At 47.7% G+C, this 16,789-nt stretch carries 19 protein-coding genes; 7 read left to right on the top strand and 12 right to left on the bottom strand.

What is annotated here, in order from left to right:
- Nucleotides 1-16: 16 nt before the first annotated feature.
- Together QZZ54_RS11125 and purU are read right to left on the bottom strand one after the other, a co-directional pair.
- Nucleotides 17-424 carry a CBS domain-containing protein gene (locus tag QZZ54_RS11125; protein ID WP_290702746.1) on the bottom strand — a complete coding sequence of 136 codons (408 nt, stop codon included), beginning with the start codon at nucleotides 422-424 and terminating at the stop codon, nucleotides 17-19.
- Between the two features lie 127 nt (nucleotides 425-551).
- Entirely contained in the window at nucleotides 552-1,406 is an 855-nt protein-coding gene (purU, locus tag QZZ54_RS11120) for a formyltetrahydrofolate deformylase (protein WP_290702744.1), read from the bottom strand.
- Nucleotides 1,407-1,655: 249 nt separating this feature from the next.
- Between purU and QZZ54_RS11115 the strand changes: the two genes are divergently transcribed.
- The 4 genes from QZZ54_RS11115 to nfsA are packed head-to-tail and all read left to right on the top strand — an operon-like array spanning nucleotide 1,656 to nucleotide 5,403.
- The gene (locus tag QZZ54_RS11115; RefSeq protein ID WP_290702743.1) at nucleotides 1,656-3,185 is read left to right on the top strand and encodes a thymidine phosphorylase family protein; all 1,530 of its coding nucleotides are present in this window, start codon (nucleotides 1,656-1,658) and stop codon (nucleotides 3,183-3,185) included.
- Entirely contained in the window at nucleotides 3,182-4,066 is an 885-nt protein-coding gene (locus QZZ54_RS11110) for a ribose-phosphate diphosphokinase (protein ID WP_290702741.1), read from the top strand. Before QZZ54_RS11115 ends, QZZ54_RS11110 begins: the two co-directional genes overlap by 4 nt.
- Complete coding sequence (locus QZZ54_RS11105; RefSeq protein ID WP_290702740.1) at nucleotides 4,063-4,662, top strand: alpha-ketoglutarate-dependent dioxygenase AlkB; 600 nt, start codon at nucleotides 4,063-4,065, stop codon at nucleotides 4,660-4,662. The genes QZZ54_RS11110 and QZZ54_RS11105 overlap by 4 nt, the downstream gene beginning before the upstream one ends.
- A 3-nt stretch (nucleotides 4,663-4,665) precedes the next feature.
- Complete coding sequence (nfsA, locus tag QZZ54_RS11100; protein WP_290702739.1) at nucleotides 4,666-5,403, top strand: oxygen-insensitive NADPH nitroreductase; 738 nt, start codon at nucleotides 4,666-4,668, stop codon at nucleotides 5,401-5,403.
- A gap of 22 nt (nucleotides 5,404-5,425) precedes the next feature.
- On the opposite strand, the gene QZZ54_RS11095 is transcribed toward nfsA, so the two are convergent.
- Nucleotides 5,426-5,626 (bottom strand): hypothetical protein, encoded by a 201-nt coding sequence (locus tag QZZ54_RS11095; RefSeq protein ID WP_290702738.1) that lies wholly within the window; start codon nucleotides 5,624-5,626, stop codon nucleotides 5,426-5,428.
- Between the two features lie 48 nt (nucleotides 5,627-5,674).
- Nucleotides 5,675-6,055, bottom strand: a complete 381-nt coding sequence (locus QZZ54_RS11090) for a hypothetical protein (protein ID WP_290702736.1) — start codon at nucleotides 6,053-6,055, stop codon at nucleotides 5,675-5,677.
- 487 nt (nucleotides 6,056-6,542) lie between these two features.
- On the opposite strand from QZZ54_RS11090, the gene QZZ54_RS11085 reads away from it, so the two are divergent.
- Nucleotides 6,543-7,250 (top strand): DUF445 domain-containing protein, encoded by a 708-nt coding sequence (locus QZZ54_RS11085; protein ID WP_290702734.1) that lies wholly within the window; start codon nucleotides 6,543-6,545, stop codon nucleotides 7,248-7,250.
- A gap of 309 nt (nucleotides 7,251-7,559) precedes the next feature.
- Nucleotides 7,560-8,597, top strand: a complete 1,038-nt coding sequence (locus tag QZZ54_RS11080; protein WP_290702732.1) for an IS110 family transposase — start codon at nucleotides 7,560-7,562, stop codon at nucleotides 8,595-8,597.
- Between the two features lie 269 nt (nucleotides 8,598-8,866).
- On the opposite strand, the gene QZZ54_RS11075 is transcribed toward QZZ54_RS11080, so the two are convergent.
- A complete protein-coding gene (locus tag QZZ54_RS11075) occupies nucleotides 8,867-9,310 on the bottom strand; it encodes a flavodoxin domain-containing protein (RefSeq protein WP_290702730.1) in 444 nt (147 codons plus the stop codon).
- 164 nt (nucleotides 9,311-9,474) lie between these two features.
- On the opposite strand from QZZ54_RS11075, the gene QZZ54_RS11070 reads away from it, so the two are divergent.
- A complete protein-coding gene (locus QZZ54_RS11070) occupies nucleotides 9,475-9,804 on the top strand; it encodes a hypothetical protein (protein WP_290702728.1) in 330 nt (109 codons plus the stop codon).
- A 106-nt stretch (nucleotides 9,805-9,910) separates the two neighbouring features.
- Here QZZ54_RS11070 and QZZ54_RS11065 read toward each other — a convergent pair whose 3' ends face one another.
- The 7 genes from QZZ54_RS11065 to QZZ54_RS11035 form a co-directional block, all read right to left on the bottom strand.
- Complete coding sequence (locus QZZ54_RS11065; protein WP_290702726.1) at nucleotides 9,911-10,291, bottom strand: c-type cytochrome; 381 nt, start codon at nucleotides 10,289-10,291, stop codon at nucleotides 9,911-9,913.
- A 182-nt stretch (nucleotides 10,292-10,473) separates the two neighbouring features.
- Entirely contained in the window at nucleotides 10,474-11,979 is a 1,506-nt protein-coding gene (locus QZZ54_RS11060) for a fumarate hydratase (RefSeq protein WP_290702724.1), read from the bottom strand.
- Nucleotides 11,980-12,154: 175 nt separating this feature from the next.
- The gene (locus QZZ54_RS11055; RefSeq protein ID WP_290702722.1) at nucleotides 12,155-12,982 is read right to left on the bottom strand and encodes a prenyltransferase; all 828 of its coding nucleotides are present in this window, start codon (nucleotides 12,980-12,982) and stop codon (nucleotides 12,155-12,157) included.
- A gap of 85 nt (nucleotides 12,983-13,067) precedes the next feature.
- Nucleotides 13,068-14,432 (bottom strand): tRNA 5-hydroxyuridine modification protein YegQ, encoded by a 1,365-nt coding sequence (gene yegQ / locus QZZ54_RS11050; protein WP_290702720.1) that lies wholly within the window; start codon nucleotides 14,430-14,432, stop codon nucleotides 13,068-13,070.
- A 31-nt stretch (nucleotides 14,433-14,463) separates the two neighbouring features.
- Nucleotides 14,464-15,024, bottom strand: coding sequence for an RNA 2',3'-cyclic phosphodiesterase (gene thpR / locus QZZ54_RS11045; protein ID WP_290702718.1), 561 nt, complete (start codon nucleotides 15,022-15,024; stop codon nucleotides 14,464-14,466).
- Nucleotides 15,025-15,117: 93 nt separating this feature from the next.
- Nucleotides 15,118-15,732, bottom strand: coding sequence for a glutathione S-transferase family protein (locus QZZ54_RS11040; protein WP_290702717.1), 615 nt, complete (start codon nucleotides 15,730-15,732; stop codon nucleotides 15,118-15,120).
- Between the two features lie 34 nt (nucleotides 15,733-15,766).
- A complete protein-coding gene (locus QZZ54_RS11035) occupies nucleotides 15,767-16,711 on the bottom strand; it encodes a hypothetical protein (RefSeq protein ID WP_290702716.1) in 945 nt (314 codons plus the stop codon).
- Nucleotides 16,712-16,789 lie beyond the last annotated feature (78 nt).

Genomic DNA, 16,789 nt, shown 5'->3' with positions numbered 1-16,789 from the left:
ATATACAGATAGCTGATCAGCCGTCTTGTGCGAACTGCTCTACCGCACGCAATACATCACGGCGACTGATCTGGCCGATCAGTTTACCATTTTTTACTACCGGCAAGCGACGTCTTCCGTTGTTAATAAATTCCTCAGCCACAGAAATAATATCGGCATCATGGGCGATGGTGTAAACCTCTGGCGACATGTAATCACCTACCCGACCACCCATCTCTTCCTCATGATAGGTCAGCGTTAATATTGCTTTCAGGCAATCGGCCTCAGATAACAAGCCCACCAGCTCACCTTCCTTGCTTATAACAGGAGCACCGGTGATACGGTATTTGAGTAGTAAATTGATCGCTTCGAACAGATCAGTTTCAGGGGTAAAGGTTATCAGCTTCTCAGCCATGTAATCGCTGGCTTTAACAGATCGCAGCATTGAGCATCCTCCAAACGGACATCAGGTAGTATTGCAGGCCTGCAGGCCCTGTTCTTATATCATCTTAGCCCAGGAAAGCAGCACAAAACACTGTCCGAGATCTATCAATTAGGCGTACAAGGGTTTATTAGTTAAAAACGACGGTTTTATTCCCATGTACTAACACCCGGTCATCAAGATGCCAGCGCAATCCGCGGGACAAAACGGTTTTCTCAACATCCTTACCCAGACGAACCATCTCTTCAGGCTGGTCCCGGTGGCTAACGCGCACCACATCCTGATCAATGATCGGCCCGGCATCCAGCTCTTCTGTCACATAGTGACAGGTGGCGCCGATAAGCTTCACGCCTCGATCATGGGCCTGATGGTAAGGCTTTGCACCGGCAAAAGAGGGTAAAAAGCTATGGTGAATATTAATAATTTTATGTCGATACAGATCGCAAACACTACTAGGTAAAATCTGCATATAGCGCGCCAACACGATGGTTTCAGCCTGATGTTCTACGATCAGCTGATGGACTTTATCAAAGTGAGGTTGCTTATCCTCTTTATCCACTGGCACATGGTGATAAGGAATTCCGTGCCATTCCACCATGCTGCGCAGGTCATCATGGTTAGAGATCACACAAGGAATCTCACAATCCAGTTCACCTTCATGGTAACGGTATAGTAAGTCAGCCAGACAATGGGAGTCTTTACTTGCCATCAGCACCACTTTTTTAGGCGTCTCAGAATCAGTTATTTCCCACTGCATGTTGAATGACTGAGCAATAGGCGTGAACTGCTCGATCAACTGTTCACGGCTAAAGTTCACCGATGCAGAAACGATCTCAACCCGCATGAAAAACCAACCATTTGAACTATCGGAGTGCTGATTGGCGTCAGCAATAGAGCCGCCATGACTGGAGATAAAATTACTTACCATTGCAACAATACCCAAGCGATCAGGGCAAGCCAATACCAGTCTGAATCTGCGTTCCATGATGTCCTTCTTTATCTGTCTATAAACTAAGTGGCAACATTCTATCAGCTCTCAGGTTTCACGCCACCTGTCTTATTCTGAAGCCCCTGAATTAAAGAAAATACAAATATGTCCTTTGCGCCTTAGCACCCCCTCTGGGTACTCAGATCATATACAGGCCCTAATAATCTCTGCTATAACCAAGGTAAGCTCTAACCAATAAGAAGCGAATGCAGCCAGGTAAACGCCTGGATAGGGAGCACAGCTGATATGATTTCAACCCCCGAACGAGCGACAACGCTGCAGGCACGGAGACTGGGAATTGATACCCGTCAGGAGCCAATCATCTACCTACGGGCAGACAGCCCAGTCTGTCGTTCAGAAGGGTTTTCCGCTCTATCCCGAGTCTTAGTACATACTGAACACAATAAGATCATCGCAACACTGAACATAGTTACTGGAGAAATGCTCCGCCGTGGTCAGATCGGTTTTTCTGAATCCGCCTGGCATCGACTCCATCTGAACACCGACGATCACGTTTGGTTATCTCACCCAAGACCCGTACAGTCACTCTCCCATGTACGCTCAAAAGTTTACGGGCACCAACTCAATAAGCAGCAATTTCAAGAAATCATCAATGACATCGTCGATGGCCGCTATGCTGATGTTCATATCGCCGCCTTCATTACCGCCTGCGGTGACGACAAGCTCAACGACACAGAGATAACAGCACTAACCCAGGCGATGATAGATTCGGGCAGTCGTATCGACTGGGAACAGCCTCTGGTCATTGATAAACACTGCGTGGGAGGGCTGCCCGGCAATCGCACCACCCCTATTGTTGTCTCTATCCTGGCCGCCAGTGGCCTGACCATGCCTAAAACATCATCCCGGGCAATTACCTCACCCGCCGGTACCGCTGATACCATGGAGACGATGACCGATGTCAGCCTGACACTGGAACAGATGAAGCAGGTGGTCAAACAGGAAGGAGCCTGTCTCGCCTGGGGTGGTTCCGTACGATTAAGCCCTTCCGATGACATTCTTATACAGGTTGAACGGGCGCTGGATATTGATAGCGAAGGCCAGCTAATCGCCTCAGTACTGTCAAAAAAAATAGCCGCGGGGGCAACTCACGTGCTTATAGATATCCCGGTCGGTCCGACAGCAAAGGTCAGATCGCAGGAAGCCGCGGACAAACTGGCAAACTCTTTTATGACCGTCAGTGAACGACTGGGAATCAAGGTTCAGATTCTCTATACAGACGGCAGCCAACCGGTCGGTAACGGTATCGGCCCTACCCTTGAAGCGAAAGATGTCATGGCGGTATTACAAAATGACACCGACGCTCCCCAGGACCTGAAACAGCGAGTTCTGACCATGGCTGGCGCCATGTTAGAGATGTCGGGCACTGTAACCGCAGGAACAGGCATTGAGAAAGCCACGACTATTCTGGAAACAGGGTTAGCCTGGAAAAAGTTCGCGGCAATCTGTAACGCTCAGGGCGGCATGAAACAGCCCGGTGAAGCTTCCTATCTGTTTAAGCACATGGCTGAAGAGAAAGGTTATGTCTCATCGATCGATAACCGCCTTTTAGCGCAGGTAGCCAAATTAGCCGGCGCCCCTATGGACCTGACAGCAGGCGTCGAAATTCACGCCAAGCTCGGTCAGTTGGTTCATCCTCAAGACCCATTATTCACTATCCACGCCGAAAGCTCTGGCGAACTCAACTATGCGGTCGACTTTTTAGAAAGTCATCCGGAGATTATCTGCCTGACCACCGAGGTATCTGATACATGAAAACTATTCTGATCAATCTGGAATCTGATCCTGTTCTGGAAGCCCAGCTATGCGATGAACTCGACGCTCGCAGAGGGGAACTGGAGCTTCGCCGTTTTCCGGATCAGGAGACCTATCTGCGGGTTATAACCGAATGCAAAGACCGCAACGTGGTTATTCTGTGCAACCTTTATCAGCCCGATAATAAAATTCTCCGGCTCCTGTTACTGGCCACTACCCTGCGCGAGATGGGTGCAAAAAAGATCGGTCTAATCACCCCCTATCTTGCCTATATGCGCCAGGATAAGCAGTTTCATGATGGTGAATCTGTTAGCTCCCGTCCCTTTGCCAAACTGATCTCTGAACATCTCGATTTCCTGGTCACCGTCGACCCTCATCTGCACCGTTACAAAAAACTTGATGAGATCTATAACATCCCTTCCAGAGTTGTGCATGCCGCACCGCTGATCGCCAACTGGATCAAAGAACATATTCAAAACCCACTGCTGATCGGCCCGGACAGCGAAAGCGAACAGTGGGTTTCTGAGGTTGCTAAACTCGCTGACGCCCCCTTCCAGGTACTCAGCAAAACCCGGCTGGGTGATTATGATGTGGAAGTCACTCTGCCGGACGTCGAACGCTGGCTCAATCACACACCAGTACTGGTCGATGATATTATATCCAGTGGCCGCACCATGATGGAAACGGTCATCCACCTGAAAGAAGCCCGTATGCCTAAAGCTACCTGTATCGCAGTCCATGGTATCTTCGCAGGTGATGCATATCAGCAGCTTGAAGCGATCGCTAATGTCGCCACCAGTCGCTGCATTGTTCATCCCAGTAGTGTGATCGAAATAGCTCCGGCAATCGCTGTAGCTACTAAAGAACTACTCAAAGAATGAGAACAACCCTCCCTCAGGGTGAGTTGTATCTGGAACCGCATTTCATCAGCCATGAAGATGCAGACCGACTCTATCTGACGCTGGAACAGCAGTTAAACTGGCGACAGGATCAGATTAGAATGTTTGGCAAGGCCGTTAACATCCCCCGGTTACAATGCTTTCAGGGGGACCCTGGAATTAGCTACCGTTACTCGGGGCTCAACCTTATTAGTGACCCCTGGCATCCGGCCATTAAAAGACTAAAACAGCAGATCGAAACCCTCAGCCAATGCAGTTTTAACACAGTTCTGATCAATCAGTACCGTAATGGTCAGGACAGCATGGGCTGGCACAGCGACGATGAACCAGAATTAGGGAAAAATCCGGTTATCGCTTCACTTAGTCTTGGGCAGTCACGTCGTTTCCTATTGCGCCACCGATTCGATAAAAAAATATCCCAACAGGAACTCTTGCTCAATAGCGGTTCCCTACTGATAATGTCAGGCCAGTTACAACATTACTGGCACCATAGTGTGCCAAAAACCAGTCGGCCATCAGAAGGACGTATCAACCTGACCTTCCGACTGACTTACACCGCAGATATAGAGATGGAATAATCGATGAACGCCGTTATAGACCTGCTTAACAGCCACCGTTCAATCCGCAAATTTACCGATAAGAAAATCCCTCAAGAAACCATAAACACCCTGGTTCAGGCCGGACAATCGGCTGCCACTTCAAGTTTCATCCAGGCATGCACCGTCGTCCAGGTTAATGATCAGGCGAAACGGGATCAATTGGTAGAATGCTCTGGCGGGCAAGCCTATGTCGGTGAAGCACCTGTATTTCTGGTGCTATGTGCTGATATGCAGCGCAACAAACTGGCTTGCGAAATGAATGAGGCAGAAATAAATTCAGGCTTTACTGAGCAGTTTATTACCGCCACCGTCGACGTAGGCCTGTTTGCGCAGAATCTGACGATCGCAGCCGAATCCCTTGGATTAGGCATTGTCTATATCGGTGGCATCCGCAATCAGATCGCCCGGGTTTCAGAATTACTTGACCTGCCCGAGTTGGTCTACCCGGTGTTTGGTCTCTGCCTGGGCTATCCCGACCAGAACCCTGAAGTTAAACCCCGCTTACCGGTCGATGTTGTACTTAAGCAAGATAGTTATAACGACAGTAACGATCAGGCAACCATCGCTGAGTACGACAAGTCCGTCAGCGAATACTACCGTACCCGCACCGGCGGAAATAAAGATATGACCTGGAGCGAACAGATGTCCGGCATGCTGGTAAAAGAAGCGCGACCGCATATGTTGGCATTTTTAAAGGATAAGGGCTTTTTACTGAAATAAGCTTTTCTGTGAAGACTTAGTTTTAAAGCGGCCAGTGACTAGCACGGGGTTGCGCCGCTTGGGAAAAGCAGAACGTTGCTGCCTGACTTGCCAGACAAAGCGCCAAGTCCGGATATCCTCTTGAGGCTGTGGACTCAATGAATTGTTGCAGCAGCCTTCCTGCAATCACTCTGAACCCCTTGATTTCCTGACTCATCGGTTTATCGATATCATCCAGGCACAAAAAAGCTCCTATCATTTCTGATAGGAGCTTTTTTAAAAGCCGTTTACATTAAGCAGCTGTTTTTGCAGGCGCTTTAGCAACTGGAGCTTTAGCAGCAGGAACTACAGCAGCAGTGCTTTCAGTCAGGATAGCCTGAACTTCAGCAAAGTAAGCCTTAGTGCTTTCTGCAGATACTTGAGCGTCAGTCTTAAGTGCTTCAAGGTTAGCTTTAGCTTCTTCAGACTTCAGAGAAACAAAAGAAGTTAGCGCTTCAACGTCTTTGATTGCTGACAGAGCTTTAAAGTCAGCCTGTGCTTGAGCAATCTGCTTCTCAGCAGCAGCTTTTTGCAGCTCGAATGCCTTAGTAAGGGTAGCTGTGTTTAGCTCGATCAGCTTTTGAACTGGAGCACCAAAAGCAGAGAAGTCAGCAGCAGGAATGTTATTAAACATGATATATACCCATATAGGAATTTAGAAATTTAGTTGATGGAGAGATGGTATAGTGCTTTATGGTGCAGTGCAACAATTCATATTTATTAATTACTAACTTTTCTTAACTTATTGAAAGATAAAGATATAAATAAACAACATTTATCAGATCACTCAGTATATCGAAGCTGTGGGTGAAGATGGGGATTTGCGCACTGTAATATTTTCACTAACTGCCAACTCAATGTAGTCAAATGGATCCGCTCTGGCCTCCTTTCAAGCTTTATAAATCATCCAGTCTCTTCGTTACCACTGAAACTCTCTATCGTTGCGCTATCACAGCAACTCTCATGCTCTTAATCATATTACCTGCACGGATCAACCGCTGAATAACAAGCCCTAGAAGAAGAGAACTTTTAGCCACTCATTACACGGCTTTAGCGTAATCACTTTAAAACGATACTCAGTCCTTATATGATGCGGCAAAGCATATTTTGAGAACCTCTTCATGAACAAAAGTCTACTCACTAATCTGGCGGCGCTTGTCGCTGTTTCCGCCGGCGCCATTGCTAATAATGACATATTATTAACCATTGGATTGTTTGCGTTGTCCGGTGCGCTTACCAACTGGTTAGCGGTGTATATGTTGTTTGAGAGAGTCCCCGGGCTGTATGGCTCCGGCGTTATCCCGGCGCGGTTCGAGGATTTCAAACTCGGCATCAAAGCTTTGATGATGGAGCAGTTCTTCACTAAGGAAAATATCGAACGTTTCCTTAGCGCCGAGAATGGAAAACAGCCGGATTTACACCTGGCTCCTGTTATTGAAAAGATAGACTTTTCACCGACCTTTGATGCCCTTATTGACGTAATTCAGGGCTCATCATTAGGCAGCATGCTGGCAATGGTCGGTGGAACCCAGGCGCTGGAGCCGCTGCGTGAACCTTTTGTTGGGAAGATGAAAACATCCATTGAAGAGATGACCCGCGATGAACACTTTATCGCCATGCTTCGCGATGAGCTTGAAAGCCCCGACGTCATGGAAGAGATGCAAACCAAGGTAGAAAGCATTGTCGAGCAGCGTATTAGTGAACTGACACCACAACTGGTAAAAGAGATCGTGCAGCGAATGATACGCGAACACCTAGGTTGGCTGGTGGTTTGGGGCGGCGTTTTCGGTGGCCTAATCGGTTTATTGGCAGCGATCCTTCGCATGTAAACTAACGAATATCGTTACGACTAACGCTTTTAGCAGCGGCCGAGCGAAGTGAGGTCCTGCCCAGCGTTTTTTTTGCTGGGCGATAGGCCTATCGCACCTATAAGGCGCTCCTACACAGGTATTCGCACTACGAACTACGGCTCTCCTTTAAACCCCAGCATTGCGCTTAGCGACTGTTCTTTCTTTGCTTGTTCGAACAACGAGCAAGTCACGTTCTTTGTGACGTTCGAGATAATTGGACTCCCCTCGCCCCTGAACAGGAACCGAGGTACGCTGACAGTTCTCACACAACCAGCTGGAGTCCGTGATATGAACATTAGCATTGCTGGCGTTGATTTGGCAAAAAAGGTCATTCAAGTTTGCGTTGTAAAACGCAATACTGTGCTCTCAAATAAAGAGATGACACCCGATCAGTTTAAAGAATGGTTAGCCAAGTCTAAACCCATGACCGTTGTCTTTGAGGCATGTTCAACCTCTAATTATTGGAAACAGACTGCTCAACAGTATGGGCATGATGCTAAGCTCATTTCTGCAAAATTAGTCTCGGCCATACGTCAAAAACAGAAGACTGACGCCAACGATGCTTTGGCTATCGTTCAAGCAAGTCAGCTAGCCGATATTCAATTTATCAACGGTAAGTCCGTGGCTCAACAAGAGCTTCAATCCCTGTTAAGAATGCGAGAATTAGCCGTTAAACAAAAAATTGCCTTACTAAATCAGGTTCGAGCACTACTCGCAGAATTTAATATCAACGGATCGCCTGCTAAGGGCGGCTTGAACGGCGTTGTTCAACGTACATTAGAAGATGCTGAAAATGGCTTTAGTATGCCCTTTAGAGATGCGTTGCATGCCACCTGGCAAGCCTGCCTTCTAACGATCAATCGTATTAAGGCCTACGACGAGTGTTTAGCTCAAGCGGTAAAACAACATCCTGACTGTCAGCGATTGATGGCATTAGAGGGCGTCTCTGTTATCAATGCCATCAACTTATACATCCTGCTGGGTTGTAGTGATGATCTCCATTTCAAGAATGGACGAGAGGCCTCTGCCTGTGTCGGAGTGACCCCTATACAGCACTCGACAGGCGGAAACGCGAAGCTCGGTTCAATTGGGCATTATGTAAAACAGGGTATTTTACGCAGTCAGTTGATCAGTGGTGCTATGGCCGTCGTTGGGGCACTCAGTAAACGGCTGCCAAAAACAACTAAAGAGATCTGGCTGAAACAATTAATTGAACGGCGTGGAAAACGTTGCGCAGCAGTAGCGCTCGCCAACAAAACCATTAGAACTGCCTTTGCGATGCTGAGTAAAGGAACAGAATATCAGGCCCAGGCAATAACTGCCTGAGCCTTATATGTCCCGATGAAATGCTTAACTTAGATAAAAATCAGCTACCGTAATCAGTTCGTTGCTAAGAGCGTTGAAGCTCGTTTTCGAGATGTGATCCGGTAGTTCGCGCAAATATCAGTGAGCCAGAGTTAGCTACTCAACTAGAGCTCGAACATAAGCGTGCATTTATTCTAAGTCAAAATCATTTCATTGTTGACAGAGGGGAGTCCACATAAGCAACGAGCAAGTCACGTTCTTTGTGACGTTCGAGCAACGAGCGACGGCCTTTACAGCTTCTTTGCCCAATTATCAATCCATTCAGCCGCTGCCTCATCCGGATCGGGAGTTTCGCAACTGTCGATAAACAGCGCCTGACCAACCGGCTTCGCACCCAGGTCATGCATCAATTCATTCATCTGCTTGCCGCCTTCTGCGAAGGACTCATAGGAACTATCCCCCAGAGCAATAAGGCCAAAGCGAACTTTAGAAAAATCTGGAGAGCGATCTTTCAAATCACAGTATAACGGCATCAGATTGGTGGGTATTTCACCTTGGCCGATAGTCGCTGTGCAGATCAGTAGCACATCCAGTTTTTTAGTCACCTGCCCAAAGGTTGGCTCATTCAACAATAGAGCTGTATGACCTAAATTTTTAAGTTGCTCGGTACAGTCATCCGCTATCAGACTGGCATTACCGTAGGTTGAACCTACTAAAACCTGTATATCCGCCATTTCTCACCTTTAGTTCTTTGAAAACTGGCGTAATCCCAGACCATTGGGCCATATAATAATAAAAATACACAGCCAGTTGAACGTCATTTTATATTGATTCGCTATTTACCCCACTGTTTTTGTCAACTATCTTAAATATGACCATCAAAAAAAGGGAATAGCCAATGCCTAACAATCATGTCAGTCATCTTCTGAATAAGTTAGAGCAACACTCCACTGAGCAAACCCAACTAGTCGAATGTAACTTTTCTATCAGCCAAGAGGATCAGATAAAAGTAGAAGCACTGGCAGAGTTATTTCACCTGCCCGCAGATAAACTGGTTGCAGACCTGCTACATACAGTGCTGCTTGAGATGGAAGAGAAAATGCCTTACCGACCTGGGACGAAAGTGATCCGTGTCGAAGAAGGCGATTCAATTTACGAAGATATTGGACCTATGCCACGTTACATAGCGATAAAAAGCCGACTCAACAAAGCGCCTAAGTGCGCCTAAAAAAAAAACAGCAGAGCTAAGGAAGGTACTAATAACCCCTTCCCTTAAGCCCTACTGTTTTAAGAGGACAGGCTCTGATAAACCTATACTTACAGCCGACTGAAGATTAAAGCGTCTTCAGGAAGGCGATCAGATAGTCCTGCTCAGCGGTATCAGTAATTGCTACGTGACGCATACGGGTGCCTGGTACCAGCTTGGTATTATCAGCAACCCACTGACGCAGATTATCTTCAGTCCAGGTAATACCTGACTGTTGAAGCGCCTCAGAGTAAGAGAAACGTGGCAGAGATGCAGCCTGACGCCCCACCACTCCAATCAGGCTAGGACCAAATGCATTTTTACTACTATCAACAGAATGACAAGCTTCGCAGCGTTTAAAAACATCTGCTCCAGCTGCAGCCATAGCCGCTTCATCCGCCTGTACAGGCGAAACCATCATACCGGCCAGTGCGGCCGCAGACAGCAACTTAACCATTACTTTCTTCATCTTCAAGTACTCTTGTCGTAATTTATACGGGTCTGAAAATTATACTTTCTGACAGGCTCGAGGAATTTACTACTTGAGTACCCTTTTGTAGGCACTGATGACCTACATCAATACGACACATAGAGACAAAAACAAAAAAACGCGGCAAGAGCCGCGTTTTCATATGTTTACCTGAGAAATAGTTACACCTGTTCGGCGATAATCTTTTTCCACATAGCAGGTCCGGTGTTATGAACAGAAACACCGTTAGAATCGACCGCTACTGTAACCGGCATATCCTTCACTTCAAACTCGTAGATCGCTTCCATACCCATTTCTGGGAATGCCAGCACTTCAGCATTGGTAATCGCCTTAGATACCAGATAAGCAGCACCACCTACAGCCATCAGATATACCGCTTTGTTATCACGAATAGCTTCTATCGCCACAGGGCCTCGCTCAGACTTACCTATCATGCCTAGCAGACCGGTGCTCTCGATCACCTGACGGGTAAATTTATCCATACGAGTCGCGGTAGTCGGGCCAGCAGGCCCCACAACTTCGTCACGAACCGGATCAACAGGGCCAACGTAATAGATAAAGCGGCCTTTCAGATCAACCGGCAGATCTTCGCCCTTGTCGAGCATCTCAACCATGCGCTTATGCGCAGCATCACGACCGGTCAGCATCTTACCGTTCAGCAAGACAGTTTCACCTGGTTCCCAACTCAACACATCTTCAGGAGTGACTGTATTCAGATCAACACGACGGGTATTAGAGCCCACTTCGAATGTTACTTCCGGCCACTCATCCAGACTAGGCGGGGTCAATACAGCTGGACCGTTGCCGTTCAATGTAAAGTGAGTATGACGGGTTGCCGCACAGTTAGGGATCATACACACCGGTAATGAAGCGGCGTGGGTAGGATAGTCCATGATCTTGATATCCAATACCGTCGTCAGACCACCCAGACCCTGTGCGCCTATACCCAGGGCATTCACCGCATCCATAATTTCAATGCGCAGTTCTTCAACACGGTTCTGTGGCCCACGTTCACGCAGCTCATGGATATCAATCGGGTCCATCAGGGATTCTTTCGCCATGACGGCTGCTTTCTCAGCCGTACCACCAATACCTATGCCCAGCATACCCGGTGGGCACCAGCCTGCACCCATTGTAGGTACCGTCTTCACTATCCAATCAACAATACTGTCAGATGGGTTCAACATCGCCATCTTAGATTTATTCTCAGAGCCGCCGCCTTTTGCTGCAACATGTACTTCAACTTCATCACCTTCAACGATCTCGTAATGAATAACCGCTGGTGTGTTGTCTTTAGTGTTCTGACGCTTACCGGCAGGATCTGCCAGAATCGACGCACGCAAAACATTGTCCGGATGATTGTAAGCCTGACGAACGCCTTCGTTAACCATATCGGTCACGTTCATTTTGGCATCCCAAGTAACATTCATACCCACTTTCAGGAAGACGGTTACGATACCGGTATCCTGACAGATAGGACGTTTACCCTCGGCACACATACGGGAGTTAATCAGGATTTGCGCCATAGCGTCTTTCGCCGCTGGGTTCTCCTCCTTCTGATAGGCTTCATGTACACCCTGAATAAAATCGATCGGGTGGTAGTAGGAAATGAACTGCAGCGAGTCAGCAATGCTGCTGATGAAATCGTCTTGGCGAATTACGCTCATTTTTGGCTCCGCGGTATCAGGCTAGAATTGTAAGTAAGACCGGTAAATAGAGGGCTATCTGTGTAGCCCTTAAGTTCTGCGCAATATTATACACTAGTTTAATCGCCGGGCGTTGTCCGGCCTTAGTCTTAAACAAAGCTCAGACGCCTGACTATTTAACCAAATCCAGCTCGGGTTATAAACTCAAACAGTAAAGCAAACCAAATAGCATAAAGAAGCGCCCACTAGCGGGAGGCAAGGAGGCCCTTCCGGCTTCGCTTAACTGTTGTTTATAGAGCAGATAGATCAACGGCAAACTAATCAGCCACCATAACCCAGGCAATATGCCTGTTGCCCAGAGCAATAGAGAGACACCGATCACCAGTAACAGCAGGGTTATATATAGACGCTTAGCAGCCCTTAGACCTATCCGCACAGTCAGGGTACGGATACCCGCATCAGCATCGCTTTCAACATCTCTTATCTCATTAGCCAGCAGCAGAATTGAGCTGACCAGACTCACCGGTATCGACCGATAGAAAATTGACCAACTTAGATCGCCAACGAGTATAAAATAACTGCCGCAGACCATCAGCACGCCCATTAGCCAGAACACCAACACCACCGCCAAGCCTCGGCGTTTGAAGTTAATAGGTTCAACGGTATACCCCAACCCACCGACAAGCCCTATCAGCAACAATACCAATAGTTCTAGCCCGGCAACGCTGATCAGGCTAATCCCTATGGCCGCCGCCAACAGAAAGCACACCAATCCCAGTCTGAAGTTACGCGTCACCTGTTCTCGGGCGTTTTGATTGCGCAGCTGCTTCAAGTCAGCATAATCATTAATTAGATTTACACCGGCCTGCAGTACCAAAGCACCCAACAGAATCAACAGAGCCACAGTGTAATTAAATATCGGCAGCCCGGCAGCACTAATAATACCGACCAGGCAGGTGATCAGCGCCACTGAAAAAGAGAAAGGTCGAAGAGCTCGCCTGAGCGAGTACTTATCATGCTTCATAGTTACCGCTTATTCATCGTAAACACAGATAAAATAGATATAAAAAAAGGTATCTCGAGATACCTTTTTTATAGATAAAAACTAATCAGTTACCACTTCCATAGGCCGGTGCATTGGGTAGGTCACGCATCAGCAATGCATATTCTAAGTCAGCATCGACATCCAGTGGTATACGCACTTTATGACCCGAGCCCGGCGCACAGTCTCTCGCCTCACCCTGCAGGCTTTCCATCTGATCAAGCTTGAATTTCTGATTTCCAGTAGGCGTCATCAATTCCAGAGTATCACCCACCATAAAGCGGTTCTTCACCTCGAAATCGACAGTGCCCTTGTCCTTATCACGACCGATCACCTCACCGACAAACTGCTGGTGAACACCCACGGAATGACCGGTTTCATAGTTCTGATATTCATCATGAACATGGCGACGATAGAAACCTTCGGTATACCCCCGGTTGGCCAGGTTTTCCAGATTATCCATCAGGCTCATATCGAAAGGACGCCCCGCTGCGGCATCATCAATCGCCTTTCGATACGCTTGAGTCGCCCGAGCTACGTAATAATGAGACTTAGTCCGGCCTTCAATCTTCAATGAGTGAATACCCATCTCCGATAAACGCTGTACATGCTGAATCGCCCGAAGATCTTTGGAATTCATGATATAGGTACCATGCTCATCTTCAAAAGCAGGCATATACTCACCCGGGCGGGTCTCTTCCTGTAACAGATACTTCCTATCCGTAGGCTCACCCTCACCCAGAGCAGGCTGAACCGGAGCCTCATTAGGATCAAAGTTCTGCACCGGAATCAGATCACCATTATCGTCCTGCTTCGCTTCATGAGCATCATATTTCCAGCGGCATGAGTTAGTGCAGGTTCCCTGATTAGGGTCACGATGATTAATATAACCGGACAGCAGGCAACGACCTGAATAGGCGATACAGAGAGAACCATGAACAAAAACTTCTAGCTCCATCTCAGGACACTTTTCACGCATCTCTGCGATCTCATCCAGTGACAGCTCACGCGACATAATAATCCGCTCTATACCTGCCTGATGCCAAAACTTAACACTGGCCCAGTTCATGGTATTACTCTGCACTGACAGATGAATAGGGATATCCGGCCAGTTTTCTTTCACCATCAAAATCAAGCCTGGGTCCGACATAATCAGGGCATCAGGCCCCATCTCAATAACGGGACGCAAGTCATCAATATAGGTTTTCAGCTTGTTGTTATGGGGCATGATGTTACTGGCCACATAGAACTTTTTACCTTGCCCATGGGCGATATTAATCCCCTCGTGCAAGTTATCCAGATTAAAATCGTTATTACGTACCCGTAGACTATAACGAGGCTGACCGGCATAAACCGCATCAGCACCGTAAGCAAAGGCATATTTCATATTGCGCAGCGTACCCGCTGGCGAAAGGAGTTCTGGTTTAAACATTAGTCACAACGTAGAAAAGTTAAGGACTGGCTCAAGCCATGTCCTGAAGAGGTATTTCAAACAACGGCGTATAAATCGAACCGCGTTCGCCGGGTTTACTCTGGAACAAGATCACCGAGTCAGCCAGGCTGAAAAGATCAAGTCCCGGCCAATTCTGCGGCGGCACAAATTGGTTTTTGGCAGGTAACCGTCCCAACGTAATATGGGGTTTAAAGTCTTCCTCTTCAAACTCAATACCCGCCTCTAAGGCGATTTCCATCATCTGCTGGTTAAGGCGACTCAAAGCTTCATCTCCCGGGCTCAGCGCAGCGACTACCGCCAACTGCTTGCTGATCGGATAGTAATCAGCCGTATTCACATGAACCTGAAACGACCTAACATCAGCCAGCTTACCCCGCGCAATCGCTTCTAACCGATCAACTTGCTCCAAAGAGATCGCACCGAGAAAACAGAGTGTCAGATGGTAGGACTCAGCATCCACCCAATTTACTTCCACATGCTTATCATACTGGCACAATGTATCAGCATGGTCTGCTAGCCAGCGAGCCACTGCATCCGGCAGGGCCAGCGCAAAAAACGCACGTATTTCCATTAAAGCTTCGTCTTCCTCATCAAAAAAGACCCACTATTTTGCCCATACTGGGAGTGGATCGCAACATCTAAACTGTATAAAAAACACACAACCTCAGACTGAGGCCTGCGAGCGTACTTTTTTCTGGACCGGTAACGCAAGAATTCGTCTTAACCAACTCTCGACAGCTGGATATGGTGTGAAATCAAACCCTACAACTTTTGGCCAGGACATTACCGCAGCTCCATGAAAGTCCGCCACTGTCAGCTTGCCTGATACCAAATACTCCTCACCCTGAAGATGATTCTCTAACACCGGCAGAAAACGCGCCAGCGTTTGAACCTGAGTATCAATAACTGACTGATCAGGCTCACCCTGGGCGTATTTAACCGCCAACAGCATATCCAGAGCCGGCGCCTCAATCTGATTACTGATAAACAAACTCCAGCGATACAGATCCGCTTCCTGCTCAAGGGTATCAACCCAAAGCGTAGCTTCACCATATTTTCGTGCTAAGTAGAACAGAATCGCCTGACTTTCCCACAGCACCAGATCGCCATCCACGAGTGTTGGCAGCTTACCGGTAGGATTCAAAGCCCGGTACTCTTCACTTTGAGTCGCTTCGCTACGCGGCAGCATCGGAATATTTTCATATTCCAACCCCAGGGTTTCAAGAACACACATCACCATACTGGCTCTGGAATAAACACCGCCGTAAACCTTAATCATTGAAGCATCCTTTTCGACCTAAGCCAGTTCTGCGTTACAGCTGTTCAATTTTCAACTGCAGGTTATTCAGTTTCTGCCTGATCTGCAGTAACTCTTTATTAAGCATCAATCGAGAACCATCGATCGCTTTAACTGCCTGCTCATTTATTTTAACTCGACGTTCAAGCCCAGCCGCCGAGTTCTGATTACCCTGTAGAGCAACAATCTGTTCAGCAAAAGCTGACAGCTTTTTTCGCTGCTCCAACTGATCAGTCTCAATAGTTTCAGAAAGAACCTGGAATTCAGTACTCAATGTTGCCGCACTCTGCTTGATGGTTGCGACCTGCCTAACTGCATCACTACCTTTCGCTTCAGCCGATTTAACCTGTTTACCCAGCTTTACCAGGTCGGTGGCCAGACTTTTAAGCGACTTAGCCTGACTACCTGTCAGCGCCTCAGTTGCTTTCAGCTGTTTTTCCAGCGCGGCAATTTTAGGTGTGTTTCGCTGATGAGCTACCACCCAAAGTTTAGCGACTTCAGCGTTAAGCTTGGTCGTATCGGAGCCCAACTTTGTGAACTCCTGTTGCGCAGTAGAAGCCTGCTTCTGCACTTGGCTCTGTAACGTTTCACCGGACTGGGCTGCACTACTTTCAGCAACCTGTAACAGCTGCTGTAACTCAAGCACTTTCTCATCCATCCCTTGACGCTCAGATTCAAGACTTAATAGCTGCTCATGCTGTAGATAGTTCCAATAAGCCAAACCACCCACTGAGGCCGCCAGCAAAAGAATGATAAAAAAACTCAGGCCGTTACCACCGGAACCACTCTTCTGAATCGGGTCTGGCTGCTGGTGATTACCACCACTACCACTCTGAGACTGCCCACCCGTCGGGGGGGCAGACTTAGGTTCAGCAGGCGCATTAACAGAAGCTTTTATTTCAGGCTCCCGCTCAGCCGGTCCAAAGTTAGGTAGGTCCAGATCTTTATCCTGATCACGCATGTCAATCACTCAGTCAGATAGAGGGTTCAGTTAAGAATTGCAGATTTTACACTATTCAGCCGTTTTTTGGCCAAAAGA

The organism is Amphritea sp., from assembly GCF_016744155.1.
In the GTDB taxonomy this organism is placed as follows: domain Bacteria; phylum Pseudomonadota; class Gammaproteobacteria; order Pseudomonadales; family Balneatricaceae; genus Amphritea.
Note: the sequence above shows the minus strand (reverse complement) of the source record. Positions and strands in the feature narration are given on the sequence as shown.

Coding starts and splice junctions, on each gene's coding strand:
- QZZ54_RS11125 (WP_290702746.1), bottom strand. CDS start 424: ATGCTGCGATCTGTTAAAGCCAGCGATTACATGGCTGAGAAGCTGATA.
- QZZ54_RS11115 (WP_290702743.1), top strand. CDS start 1,656: ATGATTTCAACCCCCGAACGAGCGACAACGCTGCAGGCACGGAGACTG.
- QZZ54_RS11090 (WP_290702736.1), bottom strand. CDS start 6,055: ATGTTTAATAACATTCCTGCTGCTGACTTCTCTGCTTTTGGTGCTCCA.
- QZZ54_RS11105 (WP_290702740.1), top strand. CDS start 4,063: ATGAGAACAACCCTCCCTCAGGGTGAGTTGTATCTGGAACCGCATTTC.
- yegQ (WP_290702720.1), bottom strand. CDS start 14,432: ATGTTTAAACCAGAACTCCTTTCGCCAGCGGGTACGCTGCGCAATATG.
- purU (WP_290702744.1), bottom strand. CDS start 1,406: ATGGAACGCAGATTCAGACTGGTATTGGCTTGCCCTGATCGCTTGGGT.
- QZZ54_RS11065 (WP_290702726.1), bottom strand. CDS start 10,291: ATGAAGAAAGTAATGGTTAAGTTGCTGTCTGCGGCCGCACTGGCCGGT.
- QZZ54_RS11055 (WP_290702722.1), bottom strand. CDS start 12,982: ATGAAGCATGATAAGTACTCGCTCAGGCGAGCTCTTCGACCTTTCTCT.
- QZZ54_RS11080 (WP_290702732.1), top strand. CDS start 7,560: ATGAACATTAGCATTGCTGGCGTTGATTTGGCAAAAAAGGTCATTCAA.
- QZZ54_RS11075 (WP_290702730.1), bottom strand. CDS start 9,310: ATGGCGGATATACAGGTTTTAGTAGGTTCAACCTACGGTAATGCCAGT.
- QZZ54_RS11070 (WP_290702728.1), top strand. CDS start 9,475: ATGCCTAACAATCATGTCAGTCATCTTCTGAATAAGTTAGAGCAACAC.
- QZZ54_RS11040 (WP_290702717.1), bottom strand. CDS start 15,732: ATGATTAAGGTTTACGGCGGTGTTTATTCCAGAGCCAGTATGGTGATG.
- QZZ54_RS11110 (WP_290702741.1), top strand. CDS start 3,182: ATGAAAACTATTCTGATCAATCTGGAATCTGATCCTGTTCTGGAAGCC.
- QZZ54_RS11085 (WP_290702734.1), top strand. CDS start 6,543: ATGAACAAAAGTCTACTCACTAATCTGGCGGCGCTTGTCGCTGTTTCC.
- QZZ54_RS11035 (WP_290702716.1), bottom strand. CDS start 16,711: ATGCGTGATCAGGATAAAGATCTGGACCTACCTAACTTTGGACCGGCT.
- QZZ54_RS11060 (WP_290702724.1), bottom strand. CDS start 11,979: ATGAGCGTAATTCGCCAAGACGATTTCATCAGCAGCATTGCTGACTCG.
- thpR (WP_290702718.1), bottom strand. CDS start 15,024: ATGGAAATACGTGCGTTTTTTGCGCTGGCCCTGCCGGATGCAGTGGCT.
- nfsA (WP_290702739.1), top strand. CDS start 4,666: ATGAACGCCGTTATAGACCTGCTTAACAGCCACCGTTCAATCCGCAAA.